At 64.6% G+C, this 25,258-nt stretch carries 19 protein-coding genes; 14 read left to right on the top strand and 5 right to left on the bottom strand.

The window, feature by feature from the left end; translation table 11 throughout:
• Window positions 1-28: 28 nt before the first annotated feature.
• The 5 genes from U0S50_RS10800 to U0S50_RS10820 form a co-directional block, all read right to left on the bottom strand.
• Complete coding sequence (locus U0S50_RS10800) at window positions 29-2,941, bottom strand: TonB-dependent receptor domain-containing protein (RefSeq protein ID WP_322308792.1); 2,913 nt, start codon at window positions 2,939-2,941, stop codon at window positions 29-31.
• A 227-nt stretch (window positions 2,942-3,168) separates the two neighbouring features.
• A complete protein-coding gene (locus U0S50_RS10805; protein ID WP_322308793.1) occupies window positions 3,169-4,152 on the bottom strand; it encodes an isoaspartyl peptidase/L-asparaginase in 984 nt (327 codons plus the stop codon).
• 73 nt (window positions 4,153-4,225) lie between these two features.
• On the bottom strand, window positions 4,226-5,362 hold the full coding sequence (locus U0S50_RS10810; protein ID WP_322308794.1) for an FAD-binding oxidoreductase: 1,137 nt from the start codon (window positions 5,360-5,362) through the stop codon (window positions 4,226-4,228).
• Entirely contained in the window at window positions 5,359-6,537 is a 1,179-nt protein-coding gene (locus U0S50_RS10815) for a P1 family peptidase (RefSeq protein ID WP_322308795.1), read from the bottom strand. The genes U0S50_RS10810 and U0S50_RS10815 overlap by 4 nt, the downstream gene beginning before the upstream one ends.
• Window positions 6,538-6,723: 186 nt before the next feature.
• Window positions 6,724-7,620: a LysR family transcriptional regulator gene (locus tag U0S50_RS10820; protein WP_322308796.1), complete on the bottom strand. Its 897-nt coding sequence runs from the start codon at window positions 7,618-7,620 to the stop codon at window positions 6,724-6,726.
• 400 nt (window positions 7,621-8,020) lie between these two features.
• Between U0S50_RS10820 and U0S50_RS10825 the strand changes: the two genes are divergently transcribed.
• From U0S50_RS10825 to U0S50_RS10890, 14 genes are all read left to right on the top strand, one after another.
• Window positions 8,021-8,974 (top strand): sigma-54 interaction domain-containing protein, encoded by a 954-nt coding sequence (locus tag U0S50_RS10825; protein ID WP_322308797.1) that lies wholly within the window; start codon window positions 8,021-8,023, stop codon window positions 8,972-8,974.
• A 158-nt stretch (window positions 8,975-9,132) separates the two neighbouring features.
• On the top strand, window positions 9,133-9,558 hold the full coding sequence (locus U0S50_RS10830) for a DUF3467 domain-containing protein (protein WP_322308798.1): 426 nt from the start codon (window positions 9,133-9,135) through the stop codon (window positions 9,556-9,558).
• Complete coding sequence (locus tag U0S50_RS10835; protein WP_322308799.1) at window positions 9,555-12,641, top strand: hypothetical protein; 3,087 nt, start codon at window positions 9,555-9,557, stop codon at window positions 12,639-12,641. The genes U0S50_RS10830 and U0S50_RS10835 overlap by 4 nt, the downstream gene beginning before the upstream one ends.
• A gap of 11 nt (window positions 12,642-12,652) precedes the next feature.
• A complete protein-coding gene (locus tag U0S50_RS10840; protein ID WP_322308800.1) occupies window positions 12,653-13,711 on the top strand; it encodes a hypothetical protein in 1,059 nt (352 codons plus the stop codon).
• Window positions 13,708-13,974 carry a hypothetical protein gene (locus U0S50_RS10845; protein ID WP_322308801.1) on the top strand — a complete coding sequence of 89 codons (267 nt, stop codon included), beginning with the start codon at window positions 13,708-13,710 and terminating at the stop codon, window positions 13,972-13,974. The genes U0S50_RS10840 and U0S50_RS10845 overlap by 4 nt, the downstream gene beginning before the upstream one ends.
• On the top strand, window positions 13,971-14,762 hold the full coding sequence (locus U0S50_RS10850) for a hypothetical protein (RefSeq protein ID WP_322308802.1): 792 nt from the start codon (window positions 13,971-13,973) through the stop codon (window positions 14,760-14,762). The genes U0S50_RS10845 and U0S50_RS10850 overlap by 4 nt, the downstream gene beginning before the upstream one ends.
• Window positions 14,759-16,213, top strand: a complete 1,455-nt coding sequence (locus U0S50_RS10855; RefSeq protein WP_322308803.1) for a S8 family serine peptidase — start codon at window positions 14,759-14,761, stop codon at window positions 16,211-16,213. The genes U0S50_RS10850 and U0S50_RS10855 overlap by 4 nt, the downstream gene beginning before the upstream one ends.
• Before the next feature lie 66 nt (window positions 16,214-16,279).
• Window positions 16,280-18,052 carry a hypothetical protein gene (locus U0S50_RS10860; protein ID WP_322308804.1) on the top strand — a complete coding sequence of 591 codons (1,773 nt, stop codon included), beginning with the start codon at window positions 16,280-16,282 and terminating at the stop codon, window positions 18,050-18,052.
• A gap of 23 nt (window positions 18,053-18,075) precedes the next feature.
• Window positions 18,076-19,128: a hypothetical protein gene (locus U0S50_RS10865; protein ID WP_322308805.1), complete on the top strand. Its 1,053-nt coding sequence runs from the start codon at window positions 18,076-18,078 to the stop codon at window positions 19,126-19,128.
• 36 nt (window positions 19,129-19,164) lie between these two features.
• On the top strand, window positions 19,165-20,481 hold the full coding sequence (locus tag U0S50_RS10870; protein WP_322308806.1) for a hypothetical protein: 1,317 nt from the start codon (window positions 19,165-19,167) through the stop codon (window positions 20,479-20,481).
• A gap of 3 nt (window positions 20,482-20,484) precedes the next feature.
• A complete protein-coding gene (locus U0S50_RS10875) occupies window positions 20,485-21,708 on the top strand; it encodes a hypothetical protein (RefSeq protein ID WP_322308807.1) in 1,224 nt (407 codons plus the stop codon).
• A gap of 1 nt (window position 21,709) precedes the next feature.
• Window positions 21,710-22,657 (top strand): hypothetical protein, encoded by a 948-nt coding sequence (locus U0S50_RS10880; RefSeq protein WP_322308808.1) that lies wholly within the window; start codon window positions 21,710-21,712, stop codon window positions 22,655-22,657.
• Window positions 22,658-22,660: 3 nt separating this feature from the next.
• A complete protein-coding gene (locus U0S50_RS10885; RefSeq protein WP_322308809.1) occupies window positions 22,661-24,181 on the top strand; it encodes a hypothetical protein in 1,521 nt (506 codons plus the stop codon).
• A 123-nt stretch (window positions 24,182-24,304) separates the two neighbouring features.
• Window positions 24,305-25,132, top strand: coding sequence for a phosphate/phosphite/phosphonate ABC transporter substrate-binding protein (locus U0S50_RS10890; protein ID WP_322308810.1), 828 nt, complete (start codon window positions 24,305-24,307; stop codon window positions 25,130-25,132).
• Window positions 25,133-25,258 lie beyond the last annotated feature (126 nt).

Raw genomic sequence — 25,258 nt, forward strand, 5'->3', positions numbered from 1 at the left:
GCTTCCATGGAAACGCCCGGCCCGCCGATCAGAATTTGGTGGTTATTCCGGCATAGAAGCTGCGTCCAGCGATGCCATAAGCCGAGATATAGCCGTTGCTGCTGATCCCCGTCGAACCTTCGGGAACGTCCGGCCCCGTGTTGTTGAACAGGTTGCTGATCCCCGCATAAACCTGAAGATTCACACCCGGAACGTCCGGCCGCAGGCTGACATAAAGGTCATGCCGCCACTGACCCTTGTAATAAAGATAGAGCGGATCGGCGAAGCCCGCCGCCTTGGCATCCCGTACGCGTTCGATGGACGACACCGTCGGGCCATAGTAGCGCGCGCGCCACTGGAACCGCATGGGTCCGACATTATAGCCGAGCTGGCCGACCAGCACGTCCTTCGGACGATTGATCTCGCCATTGTCATCGTCGATCTGCGGCCCGTTCAGGCCGATGAAGGTCGTTTCATTCTTCAGCGCGTGCGACCAGCGCAGCTTGACGTCGATCGCGCCCGGCAACCCGATATTGTCAAGACGCGACCGGTAGCTGGCCTGGGCATCGATACCGCTGACGACCGAACTGTTCAGATTCTGCTCTAGCTGGAGAACCTGCTGCAACTGGCCGTCGAGCGTGTTGCGCGTGATAAAGCCGCAGAAAGCGTTGTTCACGCCGTTGCTGTCCGAATAGCATTCGCGCATGATCACATCGGTGCTGTAGGAGTCGATCGCCCCCTTCACCTTGATGTGATAATAATCGACCGCCAGATCGAGACCGCGCAGACCGCGCGGCGAAAAGACCGCCCCCGCCGTCAGCGTATTGGCCGTTTCCTGTTTTACCCCCGGATTGCCTCCGTTGGGTGATGACACGTTGGTCGAACTTTGTTCGAAAATACCTGCTGTCGCGATGGTGGCGGCAATACCGGGATCGCGCCGACAATTGGCCGCGACCGTCCCGGCGGTCGTCGCAGTGACCCCCGAGCAAATGTCGATCAGCGTTCCGAAATCGTCGCGCGGCGGCGAATAAAGCTCGGCGAGATCGGGCGCGCGCTGAGCCGTGCCATAGGCCGCCCGGAAGCGCAGGTCACGCACCGGCGCCCAGTTGATCCCGGCGCGATAGCTGAACACCGTCCCGACATTTTTCTGGCTGTAATCCGAAAAACGCCCGGCAAGGTCGATATTCAGATCGTGCAGAAAAGGTTGTTCCCGGAAGAGCGGCAACGACAGTTCGACAAAGGCTTCCTTGGCATTAAAACCGTCGTCGAACCCGGGGATTCCCGCGTTGGTCGTATAGCCGCTGTTGGTCGCGCGATCGGATTTCAGCGAACCATGTTCGCGGCGATATTCGCCGCCGACCACCATGCTGAGCGGCCCGGCGGGAAGCTGGAAAAGCGTGCCGGTCGCATAGGCCTGGACCACTTGCTGGGTCAGGCGCGATTTGAACACCGAATTGGCGCGGATATAGTCGGCCGCCTCGGGCGTGATCGACCCGACGCCGAACAGATTGATCGGCACGCAACCGTCAGCCCGCGCCGCCGCGTCGATGCACTGCACCCCGGTCAGGGTCCGCTGCGCCCGAAGCGCATTGCGCAGGTTGAACAGGTTGACGCCATTGGTGCGAAGCTGGTCCTGACGGAATTCACCATGGCTGTACGAGACTTCATAAAACCAGTCGCCCGCCAGCGTCCCGTTGAACCCCGCCCAGATGCGTAACGTGTCGCGGTCGTTCAAAATCTGTCGCGCGCCGAGTTCGTCGAAACGCCGACGGAAGTTGATACCGCTGGACGGAGCCCCCGCCGCAATCGCCGCCGGCACGAAAGGATTGCTCGCCGAAATGCGTCCGACGTTGAAGAAGGGAGCGCCCGGAACCGGAATCCCGGTTTCGGGATCGCGCACCAGCACCTGCGTCGTATCGCGAACGCCGATCGGCGCGCGCGCATAGCGACTGTCGAGCTGCGAATAATGGATCTGGACAAAGGGCTTGAACGCGCTCGAAACCTCGAAATTCAGTTTCGCCGCATAGTTGATCAGCTTGCGCGGCGAGATCAGCCAATCGTGCCGACGGTCGTTATAGCCGTTGCGGGCAAGGTCGAATCCGGTCTGCATCCCGTCTTCATCGAAATAAAAGGCGCCGCCGCGAAAATAGCCGCCCGGTATGTCGCTGCTGTGATCAGGTTCGAGGATGGTGTTGGTCGTCGGCCGAAAGGTCCACGACCGCGACGCCCGCGCCCCACGGTCGCTGGCATGCAGCCCAAAGCCCTGTTCATAATCGACCCCGACGAGCAAATAGCCGCGCCCGTCGGCGAATTTGTGGCCGAAGGTCGCCGACGCGCTCACTTCATCGTTGCCGCTGGCCCCCAGGCTGGTCCCCGCCCGCGCGGTGAGGCGCAGCCCTTCGAGCTTGGAACGGGTGATGATGTTCACCACCCCGGCGATCGCGTCCGATCCGTAAATCGCCGATGCGGCGCCGGTGATGATGTCGACGCGATCGACAAAACCGCTGGGAATGGTGTTCAGGCTGACGACATTGCGGTTGGCCGCGTTCGAAACGGTGCGGCGTCCATCGATCAGCACGAGCGTACGGTTCGACCCGAGCCCGCGCAGATTGACCGTGCTGGTCCCGGCATTCTGGATATTGGCGGTCGGCTGGCCGATGTTGGAATCGCCGACGCTGACACCCGGCAAATCGGCGAGCACCTGCGACAATTCGGTAAAGCCGGTGCTGGCGATGTCTTCGCTCGACATCACCGACGTCGGCACGGCGGTGTCAAATCCCTGGCTGCGAATACGCGAACCGGTGACGACAATATCCCCGGCCGCTTCCTGCGGCGCATCCAACGCGGAGGTGGCGGGAGCCACCGACACCTCACCCGATTCCTGCGCCAGCGCTGGAGCCGCAACGACAGCCGCGCCAAGGAATGCCGCGCCCGTCAGCAGGCGCTGTTTGAATTGTTCCACCCTGTTGTCCTTCCCGAATTGCGTCGCCGCCCGCATGTCGAAAGGAACGCCCCGGGTCCCAGTCGCCGCGCACTTGACCAACGCAATGATGATGCCGGTCGAGATCCCGTAAACGCCTGACCGGACGAGGGATTATATTGAGCAGCCGGGGCCCCCGATGACCAATATCAAGGCTTCGGGCGTGTATAGAATAAGTCTATGATTAGGATCGCACCCGCGAAGGGTCGTCAGCCTTCGTCCTGGTAGATGGCGACATGCCGTTCGCCCGCGCTGTTCGCTTTGGCGCGGTACATGCCCTCGGTATTGAACGACCAGTCGGCGCTTCCAGACGGGCTCGTGACGATCACGCCGCCCGAACCGCCCAGGCCGCCGATCTCCGCGATCACTGCATCCGCCGCCTGTTTCGGGGTATCCCCCTGCATGCGAATGCGGGCACAAATTTCGTGCGCAGCCCCGACGCGGATGAAATATTCGCCGGACCCTGTCGCCGACACCGCGCAGGCACGATCGTCGGCATAGGTCCCGGCGCCGATCACCGGCGAATCGCCGATGCGGCTCCACCGCTTGCCGGTCATGCCGCCCGTCGAGGTTGCCGCCGCGACATGCCCTTGCGCGTCGAGAGCAACCGCACCGACGGTTCCGAACTTGTAATCGACGTCATAGGAACTCAGCTTTTTCGTTTTCATCTGCTCCAATTGCAGCAAGCGCTCGGGGGTCGCGAACCATTTTGGGTCGACCTGTTCCAGCCCTTGATCGATCGCGAAGCGGTCAGCCCCGCCACCCCCCAGAAAGACGTGCGGGCTTTTTTCCATGACCGCACGCGCCAGGCTGATCGGGTTGCGCGTGCGCAGCACCCCGGCAACGGCACCCGCCTTGCGCGTGCGCCCATCCATGATCGAGGCGTCGAGCTCATTCTGTCCGTCCCAGGTAAAGACGGCGCCGCGTCCGGCGTTGAAATGGGGACTGTCCTCCAGCACCCGAACGGCGGCCTCAACGGCGTCGAGCGAACTGCCCTTCGCAGCCAGAATCTTCGTGCCCGCGTCGATCGCCGCGTTGAGTGCAGCACGAATTTCGCGATCCTGATCGGGCGTGATGCGCGCGCGCTCGATCGTTCCGGCCCCACCATGGATTACCAGCGTCCATTGGGCATCCTGGGCCGCAGCCGGAGACAGCGCCAGGCTGAGCGCGCCGAACAAGGACAAGATACGCATAGGGAAAGGCTCCGTGAAAAGGGTCGATCAAAAATGGGGGCCGCTGGCGGAACGGCGCATCCGCCGGATCACATCATCCGGTCAGCCGCTCCGGCCGGATTTGTTCAGGCCTGACGCCATAAGCACGCAGTTCGTCGGGCCAGGCCTGGTCGAACAGCAGCGCCTCTGCCGCCAGGGCCATCGCAGGTGATGTCTGAAGACCATACCCCCCCTGTCCGGCCAGCCAGAAGAAGCCCGGCGCATCGGAGGCAAAACCGGCGGTCGGCACCTTGTCAGCCACGAAACTGCGCAGCCCCGCCCATTTGACCGGAACGCGCGACACCGACAGGTTCGTCGCCTCCTCCACCCGCCAGGCGGCGAGCGCCACCTCATAATCTTCGGGCTGGACGTCGCAGGGCGGCGACGGCGTCACATCCATCGGGGAGGCGAGCAGGCGCCCGGCATCGGGCAACATATAAAACCCGTCGTCGGATACGGTCTTGAGAAAGGGCCAGCCTGAAATATCGAGCCCGGAAGGCGGATCAAATCCGATGATGGTCCGCCGAAGCGGGGTCAGTCCGAGCGGCCGCACCCCGGCGAGCAAAGCCAGTTCGTCGGCCCACGCACCCGCAGCATTGACCACAATTCCGGCCGAATAGCGTTCGACGCCGGTGTCCACGATCCACCGCGCGCCGTCATGGACGATTGCGGCGACCCCCTCCCCAAATCGTATCTCTCCGCCCGCCCGGCGCAGCGCGCGGGCATTGGCCTGAAGCAGCAGGTCGGCGTCCAGCTTTTGCCCCCCGACATCGAGAATTCCGGCGACGGCTCCGTCATTTCCGACTTTCAGCACCGGAACGATCGCCTGCATGTCATCGGGGCCGACCCGCGTGATCGTGTCGGCGAACCGGCGCATCTCTGCTTCCAGGGCTTCCAACTCTCCCATCGTCTCTCGCGTCGCGATGAACAGCGCGGGCTTGGCTTGCGACAAAGGAACATCGGAGTGGTCCGCAGGCGGATCGACGAAAAAGGAGCGACTGGCCGCCGTCAGCCCGCGAACCGCATCGTCCCCAATCCCGAAATGAAAGAAGGTCGCGCTGCGCCCGGACGAATGATAGCCCAGCGCGCTCTCGCGCTCGATCAGCAGCGTCTGGGCCTGGCGGGCGAAACGCGCCGCAGCAGAGACCCCGGCAATGCCGCCGCCGATCACCAATATGTCGACCGATTTCAACGCGGCGTCCTTACCGTTCGTGCGGCATCCCGTCCGGCAGCGGGACGATGACGGGCAATCGCCGCCTGCACGGCATCGATATCGATCGCTTCTCCGACGGCGGCCGGCGCATCGTCCGTCGCCTGCCGTTCGATCGTGGTCGCCATCAGCAGGGAATTGTAGATCGCTTCTTCCGCCGCATCGGCCACCGCGACAAACAGCGGGGACATCGCATCATTGCCCAGCTCGGGATAGGCCGTCACCGCGTTGCGGCGTTCCGGCGTACGGCGAACGCTATCGGCAGTCGAAAAAGCGATCGCATAGTCGCCCGACCCGTTCGAAAAGGCCGCCCCGGTCCGCGCCAGGCCGGCAATCGCCCGATGCGCAAGGCGCGTCAGATTGCGATCGCCGAGCGGCGCATCGGTGGCCACGACCAGAATGATCGATCCATCCGCCGCTGCCGTTTCGACATGGCCCTTCAGATAATAGCGGCCAAGCGCCCGGCCCACCGGGATCCCGTCCATGACCAGCGATCCGCCATAATTGCTCTGGACCAGAACCCCGACGCGATATCCGCCAAGCGACTGCGGCAGGACACGCGAGCTGGTGCCGATTCCGCCCTTCCAGCCGAAGGCTGCCGTGCCGGTTCCTGCACCAACACTTCCTTCCGCAACTGCACCGCCCTTGGCAGCGTCAATCGCGGCGACCGCATCGGCGGCCGAAATCACCCGCTTGCGAATATTGTTGAGCGGGCTGTCGTTGGTTTCGCCGACCACGGCATTCACCGAACGTACGGCTTCGTTCCCGGGGCGGGTCAGCGTCCAACCGACAATCCCGTCGATCACCGGCGCGACGCTCAGCGTATTGGTCAGGAGGATCGGCGTTTCCACCTCTCCCAGTTCGGCGATCTGGGTGGTTCCTGCAAATTTGCCGAACCCATTTGCAACGACCACACCCGCCGGCACCTTGTCCTGAAACAGGTTGCCGCCGTGCGGGAGTATCGCCGTAACCCCCGTCCGCACATCGGCGCCCTCGATGCGCGTTATCTGGCCGACGCGGACATCGCCGACATCGGTGATCGCATTGTGCGGGCCGGTTGGGAAAAGGCCCGGCGCGATCCCGACGTCCCGCGCCCGAACACGTTGATCGCCAGGCGATTGCGCCGACGATGGACCGACTTGTGCCGCTACGGTCACGGCAACCCCGACCAGGATCGAGGCCCTGACAAGGCGTCGGGCGACACCCTTGGATCTGCAAGCAGGAGGCGATATCGAACGAAAGCGCAAAACGGGAAGCATGGATAATCTTCAGCCTTCCGAAAGGATAAGGCGTTCAGACTAGCCCGCTCTTGGCGGCACTGACAATATCAATGCCATGTCCATCTATAGAGGAAGTCTATAGGCTTCGAACGCATCTTTCAGATGCTTCAGAAACACCGTGGCAAGCTTCGACAGCGGCCGGTTCTGCAAATAGATGGCGTGAACGTTGAAGCCGAGCGCCGGAGATAAAGGTTTGAACAGCACGCCAGGCGCCGAAGCCGCCTGTGCGGTGAAGCTGTCGACCACCGAAACCCCGACCCCCGACCGCACGAGCGCCACGGCCACGAAATAGGTTTGCGACGAGACCACCTCTTGCGGGACCACGCCCGCCCGATTGAGCTCTTCGGACAACAGCCGACCCATCGGCCCGCTTTTGACGGTGGTGATGAAACGCCGCCCTTTGAACGTGCTCAAGGGCAGGCGCGCCGCGTCGCACTCGATATCGCCATCGCGATAAACGGCGACCATCTCGCCCTTTCCCAGCCATTTATAGGCCACGGGGGCCGTCGCCGGCACGTCATAGGTGATGACGAGATCGGTCTCGCGCTCGTAAAGCTTGCGTACCATGTCATCATGATGCGCCGTATGCAGTTCCAGCGAAACGCCCTCATGCTTTGCCAGAAACTCCGACACGGCATCGGGAATCGCTCCCAGCCCCAGCGACGGCAGGACCGAAATGCGCAGCGTGCGCCCCCGGCCAAAGCGCAGATTGCGGCTGGCCTGTTGCAGCAGGTCGACGCGCTTTTGTATTTCGGCAACCTCGGAAAATAATTCGTGCGCATCCTCTGTCGGCACCAGACGCCCCCTGGTCCGGTCGAACAGCGTCAGACCCAAACTCGATTCGGCGTAATGCAAAATCTTGGTGACGGAAGGCTGAGAAATATTGAGAACACGCGCCGCCGCACTGACCGAACCGGTCAAATAGACCGCATGGAAAATTTCGATCTGGCGCAATTTCACGGCGAGTATTTAACAGGCCGGCGCATCCTGGGCACGCCCTTTGCTTCCGCATATGCGCACAGCGAAACTATTACGCAAATTGCTGGCATGCGGGGTGGACTCGCCGCGACCCCATTCACGGCTGTGCGGGGCCGCCGCAATCCGTCGGACAGGCGCCCCGGCCGAACGGTTAATCGCCGCGAAACAGCGTTTGCCGATTGACGCTGCGGCACGGCGGGCCGACAACATGTTGAACAACGATGATTCGGGCTACGTCGCATGGCACCGGATCGAACCATGACCAGACCAGAATCGGATGCTCCCCCATTGGCTCGTTGCCGATGGCGGGACGAAGCCGATCTGTTGTCCGCACATGACAGGTGGGACAGCGTGGGGTCGCTTTGGACTAAAGGGATTTCCCGTGGCCGAAGCGAGTATGGAGATTATCGGGCAAAGCGAGGCCATAACCGGCCTCTCCGCCATGCTGCCCAAAATCGCGCGATCGGACGCGCCCGCGCTGCTGACCGGATCGACCGGCACCGGCAAGGAACATTTCGCGCGCTTGCTCCACCGCATGAGCAGCCGATGCGACCGCCCCTTCGTCGCGATCAACTGCGCCGCCATCCCCGACACCTTGTTCGAATCCGAACTGTTCGGTTTTGAAAAGGGGAGCTTCACCGGCGCGCAGCAGTCCCGCAAGGGCAAAGCCGTTCTCGCCGACGGCGGCACGCTGTTCCTTGACGAAATCGGCGAGCTTTCGCCCTATTCGCAATCAAAATTGTTGCGCGTTCTGGAAGAAAAGGAAGTTTATCCGATCGGCGCCGAACGTCCCGTCCATGTCGATCTGCGCCTTATCGCCGCCACGAACCGCCGGGTCGAGGACAATATCCGCACCGGCGCGTTTCGCGCCGATCTTTATTACCGTATCAATGTCGCGCGCGTCGTCATCCCCGACCTTGCCGACCGGCCCGACGATATTCCCCTGTTCATCCGCCACTTCATCGACCGCTTCAACCGGCGTTGCGGCACCAGCGTCGCCATGCCCGACGGCGAATTGCTCGACATATTGAAAAGCTATGACTGGCCCGGGAACATCCGCGAAATCCGCAATTTCGTTGAAGCCGTCTTCATCGACCCGCCCGATGGCCCGATCACCCGCCAACATATCCCGCTTGCTTTCGAAAAGCTGCACCAGCTTTATGTGGCGAGCGGCGAGGACGAACGACAGCGGATCATCGACGCGCTCGAACAAACCAACTGGAACAAGGTCGAAGCGGCCAAGGCGCTCCATTGGTCGCGCATGACGCTGTATCGCAAGCTCACCAAATATGACGTCGCCCAGTCGCACCCCGACAGCGATGGCCGAACGGATTGATACGCCGCTGTAACAGGCATCGCCGCTGTTACACCCGATCCGTCGCAATGTGACATCCGCGCATTCAGTCTCATTCAATTATATTATTGATTAAAATACAAAATTTCTCTTGGCACACTTCCTGCTGAACATCCTGCCGACAGAGCAGGAGTGCGAATTTGGCCAAGCCCGAACATTCGACCACCACAAGCTGTGAAGCGTGTGCGCCCGCCGCCTCGCTTTATGTCAATTATTTCGAGCTCGGCCATAACCCTTATGAGTTTCTGATCGAACTCGGCCAATACCGCCCGTCGGCATCGACGGGTGGCGGTGCGATCGGCATCCACACCCGCCTCGCCATAGCGCCGCCCTATGCCAAGCTGCTCTCGCAGCTGTTGTCGAATGCCGTGTGCGAGCATGAAAGCGAGCATGGCAAGATCCCCGATCTGGCCGCCAGCGAGAACAGCCCGTTCGACGAGGTGCTGCGTTCGCTCCCCGAATTCGAAAGGCGCGCCCGCCGCCTCCTTCAAGAGGCGGTGGCGAATGGCGCGCCGCGTCCCACCCCCGCCAAAGACGTCAATAGCCCAGTAGGTGAACCATCATGACCGCCCAAATCCGCCCCAACCGCATGGAAGTCAGCGACCGTTTCCCGATGATCGGCTTTGCGATCAAATCGGACGTTTCGGGCGTCGAGGCTGAGGTCGTCCTCGCCAGCGACATCGCCCTGTTCAAGGCCGAAAATCGATCGATGCGGTCGGCCGCCAACTTTTATTCGAGCCGCGAGCACGGCCTGCTACAAGTTCCGAACGGCGAAGGAATTTTTGCACTGCCGCCCGAGGTTCTGGCCCGCTTCATCGGGCAGGACCGGCTGTTCTTCGGGCTGGCGACCGGCCGCGTCGGCAATGGCGGCCTCAGCGTCGATGCGCTGCCACGGGAGGGCAGCCCCTATGTTTCGCTACGCAGCTTCAGCGGTCGCACCTTGCGGCGCAGTTTCGGGGCCCGGGCCGCCCCGCGCCCGCCGGTGCTCGACTGGGCGGGCGACACCGCCCGCCCAGGCGGTGAACCCGCCACCAGCCGCCCGGCCGCGGGCGCGAACGGCGCATCGCCGCCCGCCACCACCGGGGCCGGGACAGGCGCCGGTTATGACGACGGCTTTGGCCCGATGCCCGACATTCCGGCGCGCGAGGCGCGCTTCGACCGCGGGATGAGCGCCGATCCGGCCGAAGGCCCGGCGATCGTTGCCCCCCCACTCGCGGACGGTGCACGCGGGCGCGCTAACCGGATCGGCGGCCAGTTCGGAACCCGCATCGGCGAAGCGCTCGATCTTGGCCTCGCCGAAAAATCGCTGACCGCACTGCTCGACACGCTCGACCCCGGAGCAACGCCCCAGCCGCTTTCCTATGCAAAGGCGGACGCGAACGGCCAGGCGATACTGGCACCCGCACCGCCGCCGCGCGCCCGCGCGATGGATGGCGGCGCCAGCGCGGCAATCGCGGTCGCGGGCCTCGTCATCAGCCAGCTTTCGTCGAGCAGGGGCGATGTCACCTGGACGCTCGACCAGCTACGCTCGATCAAGCATCCGAACAATATCGAACCGTCGGGCGCCCCGGCTTTCCGCGATGCCCCGACGATCCGCCTCGACGACTGGCCCGTCTCCGGCGGCCTCGTCGACGACATATCGGCCTGGTTCGCGGTCGACTGGCAATATAATGGCCGCTCGCTCGGCAATGTCCGGATCAGCAATATCGGCGTCAATGACGCCGTCGGCTGGGGTCTCGAGGTACGCGCCGAGATCATGGATGACGACATCATCCATCAGCCCGGCGACTGCGCGGCGCTGCGCATCCGCTTCAGCTATCGCTTCACCCGCACCATCGGAGCCGACATCCTGGCCTATCGCGAGGTTCGTCTGTTCGGCAACGGCACCCACGCGATCAGCGGCGACTGGATCCAGCACAGCGCCCTTGCGCTCGCCGACGGCGGCGACGAACCGCTGCGTCCCCCCGCGCCGCAGCCCCGCGCCCGCGCCATGGAAGGCGGCGTCGGCAATGCGATCGACGTCGCCGGGATGGTCATCGAACAAGTGGCAAGCAGCCAGGGCGATGTTACCTGGACACTGGAACAGAGCCGCGGCCTCAAGCATCCTGGCGGCAGCGCCCCTTCGCCACTGCCGCCCGTCCGCGATGCCCCGACGATCCGGCTCAACGACTGGCCCGTCTCGGGCGGTCTCGTCGATGACATATCGGCCTGGTTCGCGATCGACTGGCAATGCAATGGCCAATCGCTCGGCAATGTCCGGATCAGCAATATCGGCGTTAACGATGCCGTCGGCTGGGGCCTCGACGTCCGCGCCGAGATCATGGACGACAGCATTATTTACGACGGCAATGTCGCCGCGCTGCGCATCCGCTTCAGCTATCGCTTCACCCGCACGATCGGGGCCGACATCCTGGCCTATCGCGAGGTCCATCTGTTCGGCAACGGCACCCACGCGATCAGCGGCGACTGGATCCAGCATAGCGCCCTGTCGCTGGCGGACACGAACGGCCAGGCGATACTGGCACCCGCACCGCCGCCACGCGCCCGCGCGATGGATGGCGGCGCCAGCGCGGCAATCGCGGTCGCGGGCCTCGTCATCAGCCAGCTTTCGTCGAGCAGGGGCGATGTCACCTGGACGCTCGACCAGCTACGCTCGATCAAGCATCCGAACAATATCGAACCGTCGGGCGCCCCGGCTTTCCGCGATGCCCCGACGATCCGCCTCGACGACTGGCCCGTCTCCGGCGGCCTCGTCGACGACATATCGGCCTGGTTCGCGGTCGACTGGCAATATAATGGCCGCTCGCTCGGCAATGTCCGGATCAGCAATATCGGCGTCAACGACGCCGTCGGCTGGGGCCTCGAAGTGCGCGCCGAGATCATGGATGACGACATCATCCACCAGCCCGGCAACTGCGCCGCGCTGCGCATCCGCTTCAGCTATCGCTTCACCCGCACCATCGGGTCGGACATCCTCGCCTATCGCGAGGTTCGCCTGTTCGGCAACGGCACCCATGCGATCAGCGGCGACTGGATCCAGCACAGCGCCCTCGCGCTGGCCGACGGCAATGAGGAACCCCTGCGTCCCCCCGCGCCGCAGCCCCGCGCCCGCGCCATGGACGGCGAGGGAGGAGGCAGCGGGGCCGGTACGGCGATCAAGATCGCCGGCATGGTGATCAGCCAGCTATCATCGAGCCAGGGCGATGTCACCTGGACGCTGGAACAGAGCCGCGGCCTCAAGCATCCGGGCGGCAGCGCCCCTTCGCCACTGCCGCCCGTCCGCGATGCGCCGACGATCCGGCTCAATGACTGGCCCGTCTCGGGCGGCCTCGTCGACGACATATCGGCCTGGTTCGCGATCGACTGGCAATGCAATGGCCAATCGCTCGGCAATGTCCGGATCAGCAATATCGGCGTTAACGATGCCGTCGGCTGGGGCCTCGACGTCCGCGCCGAGATCATGGACGACAGCATTATTTATGAAGGCAATGTCGCGGCGCTGCGCATCCGCTTCAGCTATCGCTTCACCCGCACGATCGGGGCCGACATCCTGGCCTATCGCGAGGTCCATCTGTTCGGAAACGGCACCCATGCAATCAGCGGCGACTGGATCCAGCATAGCGCGCTGTCGCTGGCGGACGCGCGCTGAGGTCGGGGGCCGTGGCAGCCGACACATCCTATCGCCGTCCGCCGGCTCCGCCACCAACCACGGGCGGCGCCCAGGCCGAGGCCATGGCGGGCTCCTTCTGGGGAGGCCGCAGCGGTGGCGCGTCTTCGCAGGATGGCTTTGCCGATCCCGAACCGGCGACCAGCGGCGGCAAGGCGCCCCCGGCGACCGAAACCATCGGTCGCCGCGCCGGGTCGCTGTCGGACGAACTCGACTTTCCGGAATTCGTCGCCTCGCTGATCCACGGCACCTGGGACGCCATGGTCGATAGCTCGATCCGCCAGATGGATGCCTATGCCGACCTTGTCGCCGCCATATCGAAACCCGTCGAACAATTTCGCGAGGAAAATGTCACCGCCGCCCAGGCGCGCGACTGGCTGGCGGCGCAGCATCCAGCCGAACTTAGCCTTTATGACGGCGGCGGCGGCAAATTACTCTCCCCCCGGCCGGGCGCGGGCGGCGAGACGAGCGAGCCGATGTGGCTCGCCGACTATGGGCTTGAGGGGCAGGAGCTGACCCCTGACCTGATCGAAGAGCAACTCGTCCCGGTCGCACGCGACCGCATGGCGCGCGACCGGATGCAGACGCTGGCGACCCTGGTGATGCTCGGCCTCAACCGGATCAAGGTCGATAATGGATCGATCACCGCCCGCCTGCGCTTCCGCGCCGCCGCCGCCGACAAGACGAGCGTCGATTATGCGGTGAGCGACGATCCGTCGAGCGCCGCCCCATCAGGCAGCTGGTCGACGCGCGGCAGCACCTCCTACGCCGCGCCCGTCACCAAAGTATCGACCGTCGGCGTCAACGCCCAGACCGACAGCAATCTGAACGCCGAGCTTTTCGGGGAGGTGAAGATCAATTTTTCCAGCGAGACGCTGCCCCTTGATCGTTTCGTCGACGATGCGCGGCGCACCATGCTCGAACGCGCCGCACGGCCGCCCGCCGCGATAGCGCCGCCGCCGTCGGCTCCGCAACCGTCCGCGGCGCCGGCCGCGCCCGCATCGCCGCAGCCCGCCGCCCCGCTGGCGCCCGTTCCGGGAGCAGTGGCATGACCCTCTATCCCGGCCGCCGTCCGCTCGCCGATCTGCTCGTCGAATTCGCCGACGGGATCGGCGATCTGACGCGCGGCAGCACGGGGCCCGAGGGGCTGCGCCCGGTGTCGCTCGAATGCCGCCTGCCAGTGGAATCGGTGGTCGAGTTTCGCAATGGCGAACTGACCCTGTTGTCCGATCTGCCCGCAACCCGGATGCGCACCGGTTTCGATCGGCCGGTCAACCGCCTGTCCTTCACTCTGGCGGCGGAGCAAGCGCCATGACGATCACCACCGCCCCGCGTTCGGTCCCGCTGGAGGATTTCATCCAGGCCGTGCAGGCGCAGCTCGACACGGCGCAGGCGCGCATGACGCTGAAGGCCCAGAATGACAAGCTGCCGCTGACCTTTGCGATCCGCGACATCACCATGGACCTGAAGGCGCATGTCGAAATGGACCGCAGCGAGGTGCGCATTCGTCCCGCCGGTCCCAACGAGAATGACGCGAGCGTGCTGCACCTGCAGTTCACGGCGATCACCAAACCAATGATCGACGAAACCGCGGTACAGCTCGCCGCCGAGGATGCGGCCGATACGCCGCTCGAGGATCTCGGGGATTCGCTCGACGAGGATGAACGCCGCCGCCTCGAATGGATCGGCGTGCGCACCGTGTCGCAGCTCAACGACATGCAAAAGCGCGGGCTCGGCCGGTCGGTCGGCCGGATCACCAACCTGCCGATCAGCAAGCTTGAAAATGTCCTGTCGCACGCCGCCCGGCCGATGGTCGACGATGTCCGCGCCGAACCCGCGGCGGGCGGCGGAAACGACGATCTTCGCGCCCGGCTGCGGGTGCGCGGACGCAATCTGCTGAAAGACGGCAACCCACCCGCCGTCGCGATCGGCGGACGCCCGGTCGGGGTGCTGCGCGCCAGCGAGCATGAATTGCTGCTCGACGCCGACGGCGAACAGTTCGCGGGGCAGATGAGCCTGGCGCACGACCCTGTCGCATCGACGCAAATCTGGTTCGACGAAAGCGCACGCGCCGCGCCGCCAATGAATGGAGGCCTGCAATGAGCGCCGCCGGACGCACGCTCCAGCCCTGGCTCCATCGTTCGGGGACCTTCGCAAAGCCCAATGCGATCCTCGTCCGCCTGAAGCTTGGCGAAACGGCCGACCGCATCCCTGCCGCGATGGACGTCCGGCGCAAGCTGGTGCGCGCCGCCGAAACCACCGAGCATGGCGCACTCGACCGTGTCGTCAAAAGCTTTGGCGGCGGCATCAGCGTATCGCGGCTGCACAGCGCCGCGGCGGCGCTGCGCGCCGTCGGCGACCGCAATCGCGGCTATTCGGATCTTGAAGAAATCAGCGGCGTATCGCGCGTGCTGCGGTTCGAGGTCGAACCGGGTACCCATGTCGGCTCGATGGCGATCTCGCTGATGCAACTCGACATCGTCGAATCGGCGCTCCCCGACTATCTTTGCGCCGTCGGCCTGGACGGCCCCGAGCATTTTTCGCCGCCGCTTCCCGACGATCCCGACGGCTGGGCGCCGCGCGATCAGATCAATGCCCGCGCCGCGATGGCGCACGAGGCGGGCGACAGCGCGGTCATCGTCGGCGTCGTCGACAGCGGGGTCGCGCACCGCCATCCCGAATTCCTCGACCGGCGGCTGCGCCGCGGCCTCGACACCGTCCAGCTTGGCGAGGGCGAGTTGCCCGGCGGGGTCACGCTGCTCGGCGACAACCGGGGAGTCGACACCAACCCTGAAGACGCCTTCGTCGGCCACGGATCAGGCTGCGCCGGGATCATCGGTGCGGCGGGTCATGGCATGCCTTCCGGCCTTGCCGGCGCCTGCCAGCTTTTGCCGATCCGCTCGCTCGGTGCCGCGACTTTTCCCGGGCGGCCCAATGCCATCGGCATCGGCGCGGTCAGCGATCTCGACATGGGGCTGGTTCTGGCCGTCCAGTTGGGCGCCGATGTCGTCAACATGAGCTTTGGCACCGATGACGACGCGCTCGAGCCCGGCGCGCCCAAGCCACATGCCGAGGCGGTCGCCTATGCCGCCGGGCGCGGCTGCACCCTCGTCGCGGCATCGGGAAACAGCGGCGATCGGCGCACCTATTGGCCCGCCGCCTATCCCGAGGTGATCGCGGTGGGATCGGTCGGCCCCGACGGCCGCGTCAGCGGTTTCAGTACCACCGGCGATCATGTGGCCATTTGCGCGCCTGGCGAACGCATCCGTACGGCGACCGTACAGGGCTATCAGAATGCCACGGGAACCAGTTTTGCCGCGCCCTTTGTTGCCGCAACGGCAGCGTTGCTGCTCGCCCGCGCCCAGACGCGCTCGGCGCCCTTATCGCCGATCCAGATCAAGCGGCTGATCGCGGCGAGCGCCGCCTCGCATCATCCGGACACCCCGGCTGGAAACGGTGTCGGCATCCTCGACGCAGCCCGCGCGCTGGAACTGCTCGATGCCGCGATCGACGCGGATGACAGTGTCGAACCCGAAGGAGCCGACGATGGCTAGCCCCCCATTCCACCGCGAGGGCCGCATGGCTCCGCCCGTTTACCGAATGTCTGAAAGGAAGTTATCATGGCCGACATACTGATCCCGAACGTCAAGTTCGTCGATATCGCCGCCCGCGAGACCGAGGCGTTGCAACGACTGAAATATGACATCGACAAGCTCAATGCGCGCAAGAAGCGTAACGGCAATATCCTGGGCCCGCTCGACACCGCCGAACTGGAACGGCTCGAAAAGCTCGACAAGGCACGCGCGACCAAGGGCAATTATTTCGACCCGCTGTTCGTCGCCACGCGCACTGCCTTTTCCAGCCCCGAAACCGGCGTGGTCCCCATCGATTTCCATCAGGAAGGCGGCCTGATCAAGATCGCCATGCCCAATCAGACGACGGGCGCCACTTTGAGCAAGAAGGAAGAAGCGCAGAAGGACGCCGCCATCGCGCGTGTCGCGCTGGTAATGGGTCTGCTTGCCAACCACGGCACCCCGGTCCCGCCGATCCGCGTCCGCGGGACGAACCCCGTGGCCACGACGCCCGACACGACGCATCAGAATTTCGGCCCGTTCGTCGAAGGCTTTTTCCGCGCCGCCGGACGTGTCGCCGGGCACATGGACCTGGCGGTTCGGGTGCTCAAGCTGATGGTCGAAGCGGTCAAGATTGCCGGCGACGACGAACCGGCGGTCTCGACGACCGAATTTGCCAGCATCTTCGAAAAGCTGGTGGTCGCGGGGGTCAGCGCGAGCGACCCCAATCTCAAGCGCAAGGTCGATGATCAGATGGACCGCGTGCAATCGGCAGACGAGGAAAAACCGCTGCACGAATTCACGCTGACACTGCCCGACCTTGAAAGCACCACCGATTATGAAGTGGTAGAGGAAAATATCCGGCTGATGGGCCCGATGATTTTCGCCTCGATGTTCGAGGAGCTCAAGGCCTTTCAGGTGGTCGACCGGCTCGTCGAAATGTCGCAGCGCGGCGAGCTGCCGCTGATCAAGGGGCCAGCGGGCACCAAACTCTATCAATATTGGCGCGAAGCGCCGAACCGGATGAGCGAGGTCGAGCGCCAGACCTTTTACGCAATGACGCTCGGACTGCCCACCGGCCAGCCCGGGGGGTCGAGCAACGGCGAGTTTCAGGAATTGTGGCTGCGCTTCGTCTCGTCGGTGTCGTCGCTGGTCCGCGAGAACCGGGTCGACCAGATCCTGCGCTCGGCGCTTCCGGTGTCGATCAACCAGCAACAGGTCAAAAAGGCCGCGCGCGATCTGGCCGCGAACATGTCGCTGCACGGCTATGGCATGGCCTTCTATGCCGCGGCCGATCTCACCAAACAGATCAACGAGATGATCGACCTGTTGAGCGACGCCGAACTGCGCTCTGCCTTTGGCGCCCGCGACATCTGGGGCGTGATCGACCAGGTCGCCCAGCTCGAACTCGGCGGTGCCCGCAACAGCTCCAAATACCGGACGCTAGCGTCGTGCGGGGCGATCATCACCAACTGGCTGGCCGACAATACCGACCGTCTGCGCGACCCGACGATGCCGATCATCGACATCAAGGAGGTGGAAAATCCGCCGCGCCGCTTCAGCGGGCAAAGCGCGACGTCGAACCCGACCGACTATGATCTCGTCAATGCGTGCGAGCTGTGGCTGGCGGATTCCGCGATGGCCGACGAGCGGATCGAACAAATGGCCCAGCCCCGCGAATCGCCGCAGCAACCGAGCCGCCCGATCCAGATTCCGTCGATCGCGCGCGACCTGCTCGAAGGCACCGGCCTAGGCCTTGGCATGGGCATCGACCCCGCACGGCGGCCGATGTCGAACGGCCATGGTTACGCCGCCTATTGACCTTTCACCCAAGGAGTATCGCCATGGCGAACCAACCCTTCAGTGCGCAGGTCATGAACCGGCTGTCGCACGCCGCCCAGCGGCTGCGAACCGCTGACCCGCGCGATTATGTCGGCGGCTTCATCGCCGACAGTTTTCGCAAGCCGCAAGGCGACCTCAGCTATGCGCGCAATGCCCTCGCGCCCGGCGCCGTCCCGCTCGAGGCGCAGTTCAGTGCCAAGGCGCCCCGGGCGCTCGCGTTCAACATGGAGCCATTGGGCCCCGACGCGAGCGGCTGGGACCGCCGTACCGGCACCAACCGCGAGATGCGGCGGCTGGTCGACGGCAATTTCGGCAGTTCGGCGCTGCGCTGGTTCGACGAGGTGAGCGAAGGTTTTCGCGGCATGTCGGTCGGATCGGGGCTCAACTATGGCGCCTTTTTCGGTTCCAGCTTCGACAATGGCGGGCTCCAGTCGGCGTCGGTCAGCTATGAGGGCGGCTCCGATCAACTGGGCCAGGTCAACCCGGCTCTTGCCCGGCTGATAGGCACGGCGATGGCTGGAATGCCCGGGCTGCGTCCAATCTTCACCACCCTGATCGCCGGGCGCGATTATGGCAGCCAGTGGGCGACCTTCCTGATCACCAACGGTCTGCGCGTGTCCGACCTGCAACCGATGATGGAGGAACTGGGGCTGGGACCAAAACTGTCGCAGATCATGCAGATCGTCGGCATCGCGCTCGGTGGCCGCTTTGACCTGCCGTCGGGATCGACGCTGGTTTCGCTCGGGCGCGGTCCCGAAGGGGCGGAGATGGAATTGCAGATCATGCTCGACGCCATCCCCGACGTGCCGCCGAATTTCCTGCAGCTCTTGACCATGAACCTGCGCGAACGGCCGCGCGAACTAACCGCACTCGAACGCTTTCTGGAAGCATTCACACCCGATGATGGCGTGTGGCCGGGTCGCTTTTCGATCCTCGGTATCAAGATCGGGCCAAGCGGGCCGCCCAAGGTCAGCCTGTTCCTTCGCCCCGTCGAATTCGAAATCTCGCCCGCCTCGGCGCTGACATCGGGGCCGGACGCGCGCGCTGCCGCCTGAACCTCGGCCGCGCTTCGACCAGAGAAGGATAAACCCATGACCCTCCATCAACCCGTCGCGCCCCGGCCCGCTACCGCCGCGGATGCACCGACACCGCGGCCGGAGGTGCGCGCCAAGGTGCAGGAACTGCTCGAACGGTCGCCGGCCTATCACCAGTTGCCCGCCGCCCAGCAGAAACAGGTCGCGCACGACACCGCGATGGTCGCCGACGCCATGGTCGGCCAGGCGGGACCCGACATGGCGTCGGTCTCTAGCCAGGCGATGGCCGGCCCAGCGGGCGGCATCGGCGATTTTCAGGAACATCAAAAGGCAGTCGATGCAATCGGCCAGGAGCCTTTCACCGCCGGTGCGGCGCGCGAGGGCGCCGCCGTTGCCGGGGAATTTCTGAAACAGATCAACTTTGTCGAATTTGTCTCCGGCCTCATCGACGGGGTGTTCAACTCGATCGTCACCTCGTCGATCGAACAGATGGAGGCCTATTCAAAGATGGTCGCCGATGTGTCGAAATCGCTCAATCAGTTTCGCGACGAAAACACCACCGACGACGACGGAAAGGACGCGCTGGTCGAACAATTCCCCGACGTTTTCTCGATCGGCCTCGACTCTTTTTCGGGGCAGCCGACCCCGACGCTGCAATTGCGCGACGATGTCGATCAGGACACGGCGTTGACCCGGGTGCGCGATACGCTGGGTAGCTATGCCGATGGCCAGATCGAATCGATCGACGTGTCCGATCCCGAAGCGCAGGCCAAGCTGATCAAGGCGGCGCGCAGCCATGTCGCAACCGCCCGCCAGCAACTGCTGGCGACGATGGTGCTGATGGGGCTCAATCGCGTCGTCGTCACCAACGGCAAGATATCGGCGAAAATCATGTATGATTTCAACGCCTCGTCGCAGCGCACCCTGTCGCGCACCGCCATGGCGATGGATCATGCGCGCAATCCCGATGGCAGCATGGCGGTCCTGACCGATGGCGAAGGCGAAAGCGAGACGACGAGCAACCGTTCGCGCAGCTATGACGGCAGCTATGAAAGCGGGAAAGGCAATTACAGCGGCAAATATGACAGCGAATATTATACCAAGGGAAAGTACAAATATTCGCAAAAGCCGGTGATGACCGCGATGAGCGTCGCGGCGGACGCCCAGACCGATCAGCTGACCGCGCGCGCCAGCCTGGCCGGGCAGGTCGATGTCAATTTCAAGTCGGACTATCTGCCGCTCGACAAGATGGCGACGCCGGAAATGATGGCGGCGATCCAGATGCGATCGAAGCCCATCGACCACAACAAGCCGAGCTACAAGCCGACCGAGGCGCAGGCCCCTGCTCCCGCCGCCGCACCTGCGGGGGCCTGACCCATGTTGCCGTCCGTCCAGCCTCCGTCACCTGCCGCGCCCCCAGCCGCGTCCGCCCCCGACGCGACGCAGCTCAGCGCCGACGCCATCGCGCGCGTTCGCCCTCAGGTCCGCGAAATGCTCACCAACATCCCGGCCTTTGGCGAAATGAGCGCGGAGGAACAGGGCAATCTGGCGAACAACATGGTGAAGGTGCTGGCCTTCATGGACGATCCGAACAGCATCGTTTCGGAGGCCATGGCGGGCGACCCGCTGGCCGCCGCGATGGTCGGTCCGCAGAAAAAGCCCGATGCCAACGAACAGACGCGCCAGAATCTGTCCAAGTCCCCCGGTTTCGCGGGCAAGGATTTCGAGGCCGGCGCGGCGCGCCAAGGCACCGACCAGTTCGTCCGCCTGGTTCAGGAAGTCGATTTCCCGGCCTTTGTCGGCGGTTTGATCAACAATGTCTTCCAGACGATCGTGTCGAGCTCGATCGAACAGATGCGCGCCTATGCCGAACTGGTCGCCAATGTCGCCAAATCGGCATCGGACTATATGAACGAGAATATCGGCCTGGGGCAGGGCCGCGACTATCTCGCCGACCGTTTCCCCGACCTGTTGCGCGTCGAACCGGGCGAGGAAGGGCAATCACGGCTCGTCCCGACGGGTGAAGATCCCGAAGCCGGGATCGCCGAAATCTACAAGACGATGGGCATTCCCGGCGAACCGATCACCGACCTCGACGACGAAAATCAGGAAATGCAGCTCGTCAACGCTGCGCGCCTCGCGATGGCCAAGTCGCGCCAGCAATTGCTGGCCTCTATGGTCATGCTCGGCATCAACCGGATCGTCGTCACCGACGGCTCGATTACCGCGAAGGTGAAATTCGATATGCGCGCGACCGACGAGGCAAAGCGCGACTATCGGGCTTCGGCATCGGACAAGCAGACGATGCGCAACCGCAACACCACCGCCTTTGGCGGTACATTCCTCGGCTTCGGCGGCGGATCGGTGAATGTGAACGAGCGCGGCCATGTCGCAACGGTCAAAACCTCGGTCGACGAGAGCAGCGAGTCGAAGCTCGACCTGACCGCCAAGCTGCAAGGCGAAGTGCGGGTGAATTTCAAATCCGACTATCTGCCGCTCGAGAAAATGGCGACGCCCGAAATGATCGGCGCGATCCAGGGCAACGCACAGCCGGTATCACCGGCGGGGACCGCGGGCACCGCCGCCACCGCCGGAGCATGACATGATCCGCCCGCCCCCTTCCACCGCCGACGACCCGCAGATCCATGCCCCCGAGGCTGCGCTGGCCGACGCCGATGCGCTGCTGTTTTCAGCCGAGAATTTCGCGGTCATGCTCGCCGAACTGGCGCCGATCGCGCTGCCGCCCGCTACCCATGCCGACCCGATGCAGCTGCGCGCGATCGCCAGCCTATATCTCGCCGCGGCGCTGGAATCGGCGGGGCTTATCGAGGCGGCCGACGATCTCGTTCGGATGATACGCACCGGGATGGTCAGCGGCGATCTCGGCGCGGCGGCGGAAGCCGTGCAGGATTTCTGGCGCGAGCGGCGCGACCACATCCAGCCGCAGGAACGCCAGTCGCTGTTCGCGCGGCTGTTCGGCACCCCGTCGGACGCGCTCGACATGGTGGCGGGCAGCAACACGGAATTCGACGAAAAAATGCTCGACCTGTGCGATGCGATCATCAAGGCGGCCGAACAAGGGGCGACCCGAAAACTGCATGTCACGGTGACACGGCTCGCCGAAAATATCGGTGCCGCAGCAAATGATGCCTTGCTGCTGATGGCGCGCGAGATCATCGACATGCTCTCGCAGGCGATCGCCATCCTCAACCATCCCGCCATCCGCGCCATGCTCGGCGCGCGAACCTTGTGGGACGCGGTGGCTTCGATCGACCGTCGGCTGCGCCGCCCGCCGCGCGGGACGCTCAACCACCTGCGCCGCGGCCGTGCCGGCATGGCGGTGATCGCCTGGGTCGCCGATGTCCTGACCGAGGTGGAACGCGACGGCACCGCCGCTTTGATGCCCCCCGACGTCATCGTCACCGCCGCGCTGGACTGGATCGATGAAACCGTCGCGCTGTTGCGACAGGAGGAAGCCAATGCCGCGCAGCCGCAGGACCCGGGGGCCTATCCCCGGGGTCAGCCCGCGTGGGCCGATCTGGCGCACTGACCGATGGGTGCCGAACCGACAGCCCAAACCCTCGCCGTGCCGCCCGACGCAATCCGGCATGCGGTGCGCGAACGGCTGACCGCCGACGATGCGGCCTCCAACGTCGACCCCGGTTCGCAACGCGAAATCGCCAATGCGCTGGTCCGCATCGCCCACGCCGCGCAACTGCTGGGCGACGAGGCGGCCCCTGCTCCGCCACCCGCCGCGGCCAGCCGCGCCATGGATGCCGGCGATGATTTCTCCTCAGCGGCGGTCGATCGCGTCGCGGGTTCGACGCGCCGTATCCTGAACGCCATTTCCTTTCCGCGTTTCGTCAGCGAATTGATCAACGGCGTTTTCAAGGCGATGCTCGACACCAACCAGGCGCAGCTTCAGCAATATGTCGAGCTGGTTCGCGGGGTATCGCAATCGCTCGACGGTTTCGCCTCGATGGGCGGCGGCGACGATGCCGCCAAACGCTGGCTCGCCGAACGTTTTCCGGCCAGTTACGAGATCGAGGCACAAGACCCCGACGATCGCCCCGATCCCGACGACGATCCCGAACCGCTACGCCTGATCAGCCGGGGTTCGGCGCCCAGCGCCGATGCCCTGCGCGCCGCGCTGGGTGTCGAACCCGACACCGAAATGCCCGGCACCAGCCCGTCCGAACTGATCCCTTTCGTCCGCCAGTCGCTCGCCCGCAACCGACAGCAGATGCTGGCCACGATGGTGCAGATGGGGATGCAGCGGATCGTCATCGACGCCGGGCGGATTTCGGCAGGCATGCGCTTTCACATCGACGCCAGCTCTGCCGCCGCCGAACAGAATACGTCCGCCTTCGACACCCGCACCAGCATCGGGGCGAGCGGGTCGGTGGGCTTCGGCTGGTGGAGTGCGTCGGCCTCGGTCAATTCGACCATCGGCTATGTGTCGACCAACGACCGCCGCACGAGCCAGGATCTCAACGCCTCAGCCGATCTCACCAGTTCGGTCGAACTCCAGTTCCGCACCGACCAGGTGCCGCTCGACCGGATCGCTTCGGAAAATACCGTCGATCGGTTGCGGCTCAATACCCTCAACCCCGAACGTGAGATGGAAATCAACCGCGAAGCCGATGAAGCCCGCTTGCGTACCCGCAGCGAATTGGCAACGGCCCGCGCATCGCGCGCAGCACCCACTGTCGCCCCCAACCCCGCCACCTCCGCCCCCACCGCGCCGTCGCTCGACACCAATGTCATCGCCGACCGCGCCCGCGCGATACTGGGGGGCGGAAGCACCGGAGGAAGCGGTTCGGGAAGCGGCGGAAGCTCTGGCGGCTCGGCAGGCACGCCGCCCCCCGGCGATAGCAGCGCGCCTTCCCCGGGTGCCGCAGCGCCGGCCACACCTCCGCCGACGGAAACTGCTCCGGCAACCGCAAGCCCCCCGGCCAGCGCACCGCCGCCCGGCGGGGCATCTTCGGGCGCTCCCCCATCGGGCACCTCTGGCGGCACAGGGGGGGACAGCGCTGTGGTCAACCGCCCGCCGCCGCCAGCGCCGAGCCGATAGGGTCATGTTTGACCCGTGAACGCCGCGCGGTGGATGCACCATTCGTCGTTGCTTTCGACCATTGGGCGCATTCCTGTATCGCAACCCCTATGTTCCGGGCGTCGCTTCGAGGTATCCCAAGGGATGATATCCATTCTTCTTTCGATGTTCGCCGCACAACCCACGACCGAAAGGCCGCTGGTCGTGGCCACCTATGCCTATCCGGACTTTGATCGCGGCGCCGCGCTGTCCCCATTGGCGACCCTTGTCGAACGTGCCGCTGGACGGCCGGCAAGAATCGCGCTGTTCGATACGCCCGATGCGCTGTCCGAAGCGGTGTGCGCCGGACAGGTCGACATCGCAATGACCAATCTGGGTTCCTATGTCACGATGCGCGACTGCGACGGTGTCGACCCCGTTGCGGTGCTCGATACGCCGCCCGCGGTATTGGACCGTTATCGCGGAGTTCTGCTGGCGCGAAGCGACGCCGGCGTTACATCGCTCGCCGAGCTTCCCGCTCGACAATCGGCGTTGCACTATAGCGAAGTGTTGCCCGGATCGACATCAGGCGCGCTGGTTCAGGCGGCACAGCTGCGCATCCTCGGCATGGTGCCATCCGGTTTCGCCGCGCGCCGTCAGGCCGGCACACATGACAAGGCGCTCGACGACCTCTTGAGCGGCCGGGCGAGCATCGCCGCCCTCGCGGAGAACCCGTGGCGCGAATTGCAGGCCGCAGATCCGGCGCGAGCAGCGACGCTCCATCTGCTCTGGCGCTCGGCCCCGTTGCCGCCCGGGCCAGTCGTTTGCCGCAACAGCGGGACGCTATCGTGCGTCGGCATTCGCAACGCGCTTCTGTCCGGGACCGGAGCAGAGATCGCGCGTTCCCTAGCCGAAGGATGGACCGAAACCAAAGGCGCGGCAAGATTTCGTCCCTATGACGAGAGCGCTTATGCTCCCTTCAAACCGCAGTAGCGCAACGACAGGCTCTACCGGGTATTTGAGCAACTGAAACTGCCGACTTGTTGGGGCGTCGGGAAAATATCGGCGTCTCATCAGGTCGCCATCATCGCCCTTTCCGCATCCGCCCCATAGCCATTC

This window comes from Sphingopyxis sp. (assembly GCF_034380315.1).
In the GTDB taxonomy this organism is placed as follows: domain Bacteria; phylum Pseudomonadota; class Alphaproteobacteria; order Sphingomonadales; family Sphingomonadaceae; genus Sphingopyxis.

Excerpts from the sequence above, each read along its gene's own strand:
- U0S50_RS10890 (WP_322308810.1), top strand. The coding sequence starts at position 24,305 with ATGATATCCATTCTTCTTTCGATGTTCGCCGCACAACCCACGACCGAA.
- U0S50_RS10875 (WP_322308807.1), top strand. The coding sequence starts at position 20,485 with ATGTTGCCGTCCGTCCAGCCTCCGTCACCTGCCGCGCCCCCAGCCGCG.
- U0S50_RS10885 (WP_322308809.1), top strand. The coding sequence starts at position 22,661 with ATGGGTGCCGAACCGACAGCCCAAACCCTCGCCGTGCCGCCCGACGCA.
- U0S50_RS10860 (WP_322308804.1), top strand. The coding sequence starts at position 16,280 with ATGGCCGACATACTGATCCCGAACGTCAAGTTCGTCGATATCGCCGCC.
- U0S50_RS10870 (WP_322308806.1), top strand. The coding sequence starts at position 19,165 with ATGACCCTCCATCAACCCGTCGCGCCCCGGCCCGCTACCGCCGCGGAT.
- U0S50_RS10855 (WP_322308803.1), top strand. The coding sequence starts at position 14,759 with ATGAGCGCCGCCGGACGCACGCTCCAGCCCTGGCTCCATCGTTCGGGG.
- U0S50_RS10805 (WP_322308793.1), bottom strand. The coding sequence starts at position 4,152 with ATGCGTATCTTGTCCTTGTTCGGCGCGCTCAGCCTGGCGCTGTCTCCG.
- U0S50_RS10835 (WP_322308799.1), top strand. The coding sequence starts at position 9,555 with ATGACCGCCCAAATCCGCCCCAACCGCATGGAAGTCAGCGACCGTTTC.
- U0S50_RS10845 (WP_322308801.1), top strand. The coding sequence starts at position 13,708 with ATGACCCTCTATCCCGGCCGCCGTCCGCTCGCCGATCTGCTCGTCGAA.
- U0S50_RS10850 (WP_322308802.1), top strand. The coding sequence starts at position 13,971 with ATGACGATCACCACCGCCCCGCGTTCGGTCCCGCTGGAGGATTTCATC.
- U0S50_RS10880 (WP_322308808.1), top strand. The coding sequence starts at position 21,710 with ATGATCCGCCCGCCCCCTTCCACCGCCGACGACCCGCAGATCCATGCC.
- U0S50_RS10865 (WP_322308805.1), top strand. The coding sequence starts at position 18,076 with ATGGCGAACCAACCCTTCAGTGCGCAGGTCATGAACCGGCTGTCGCAC.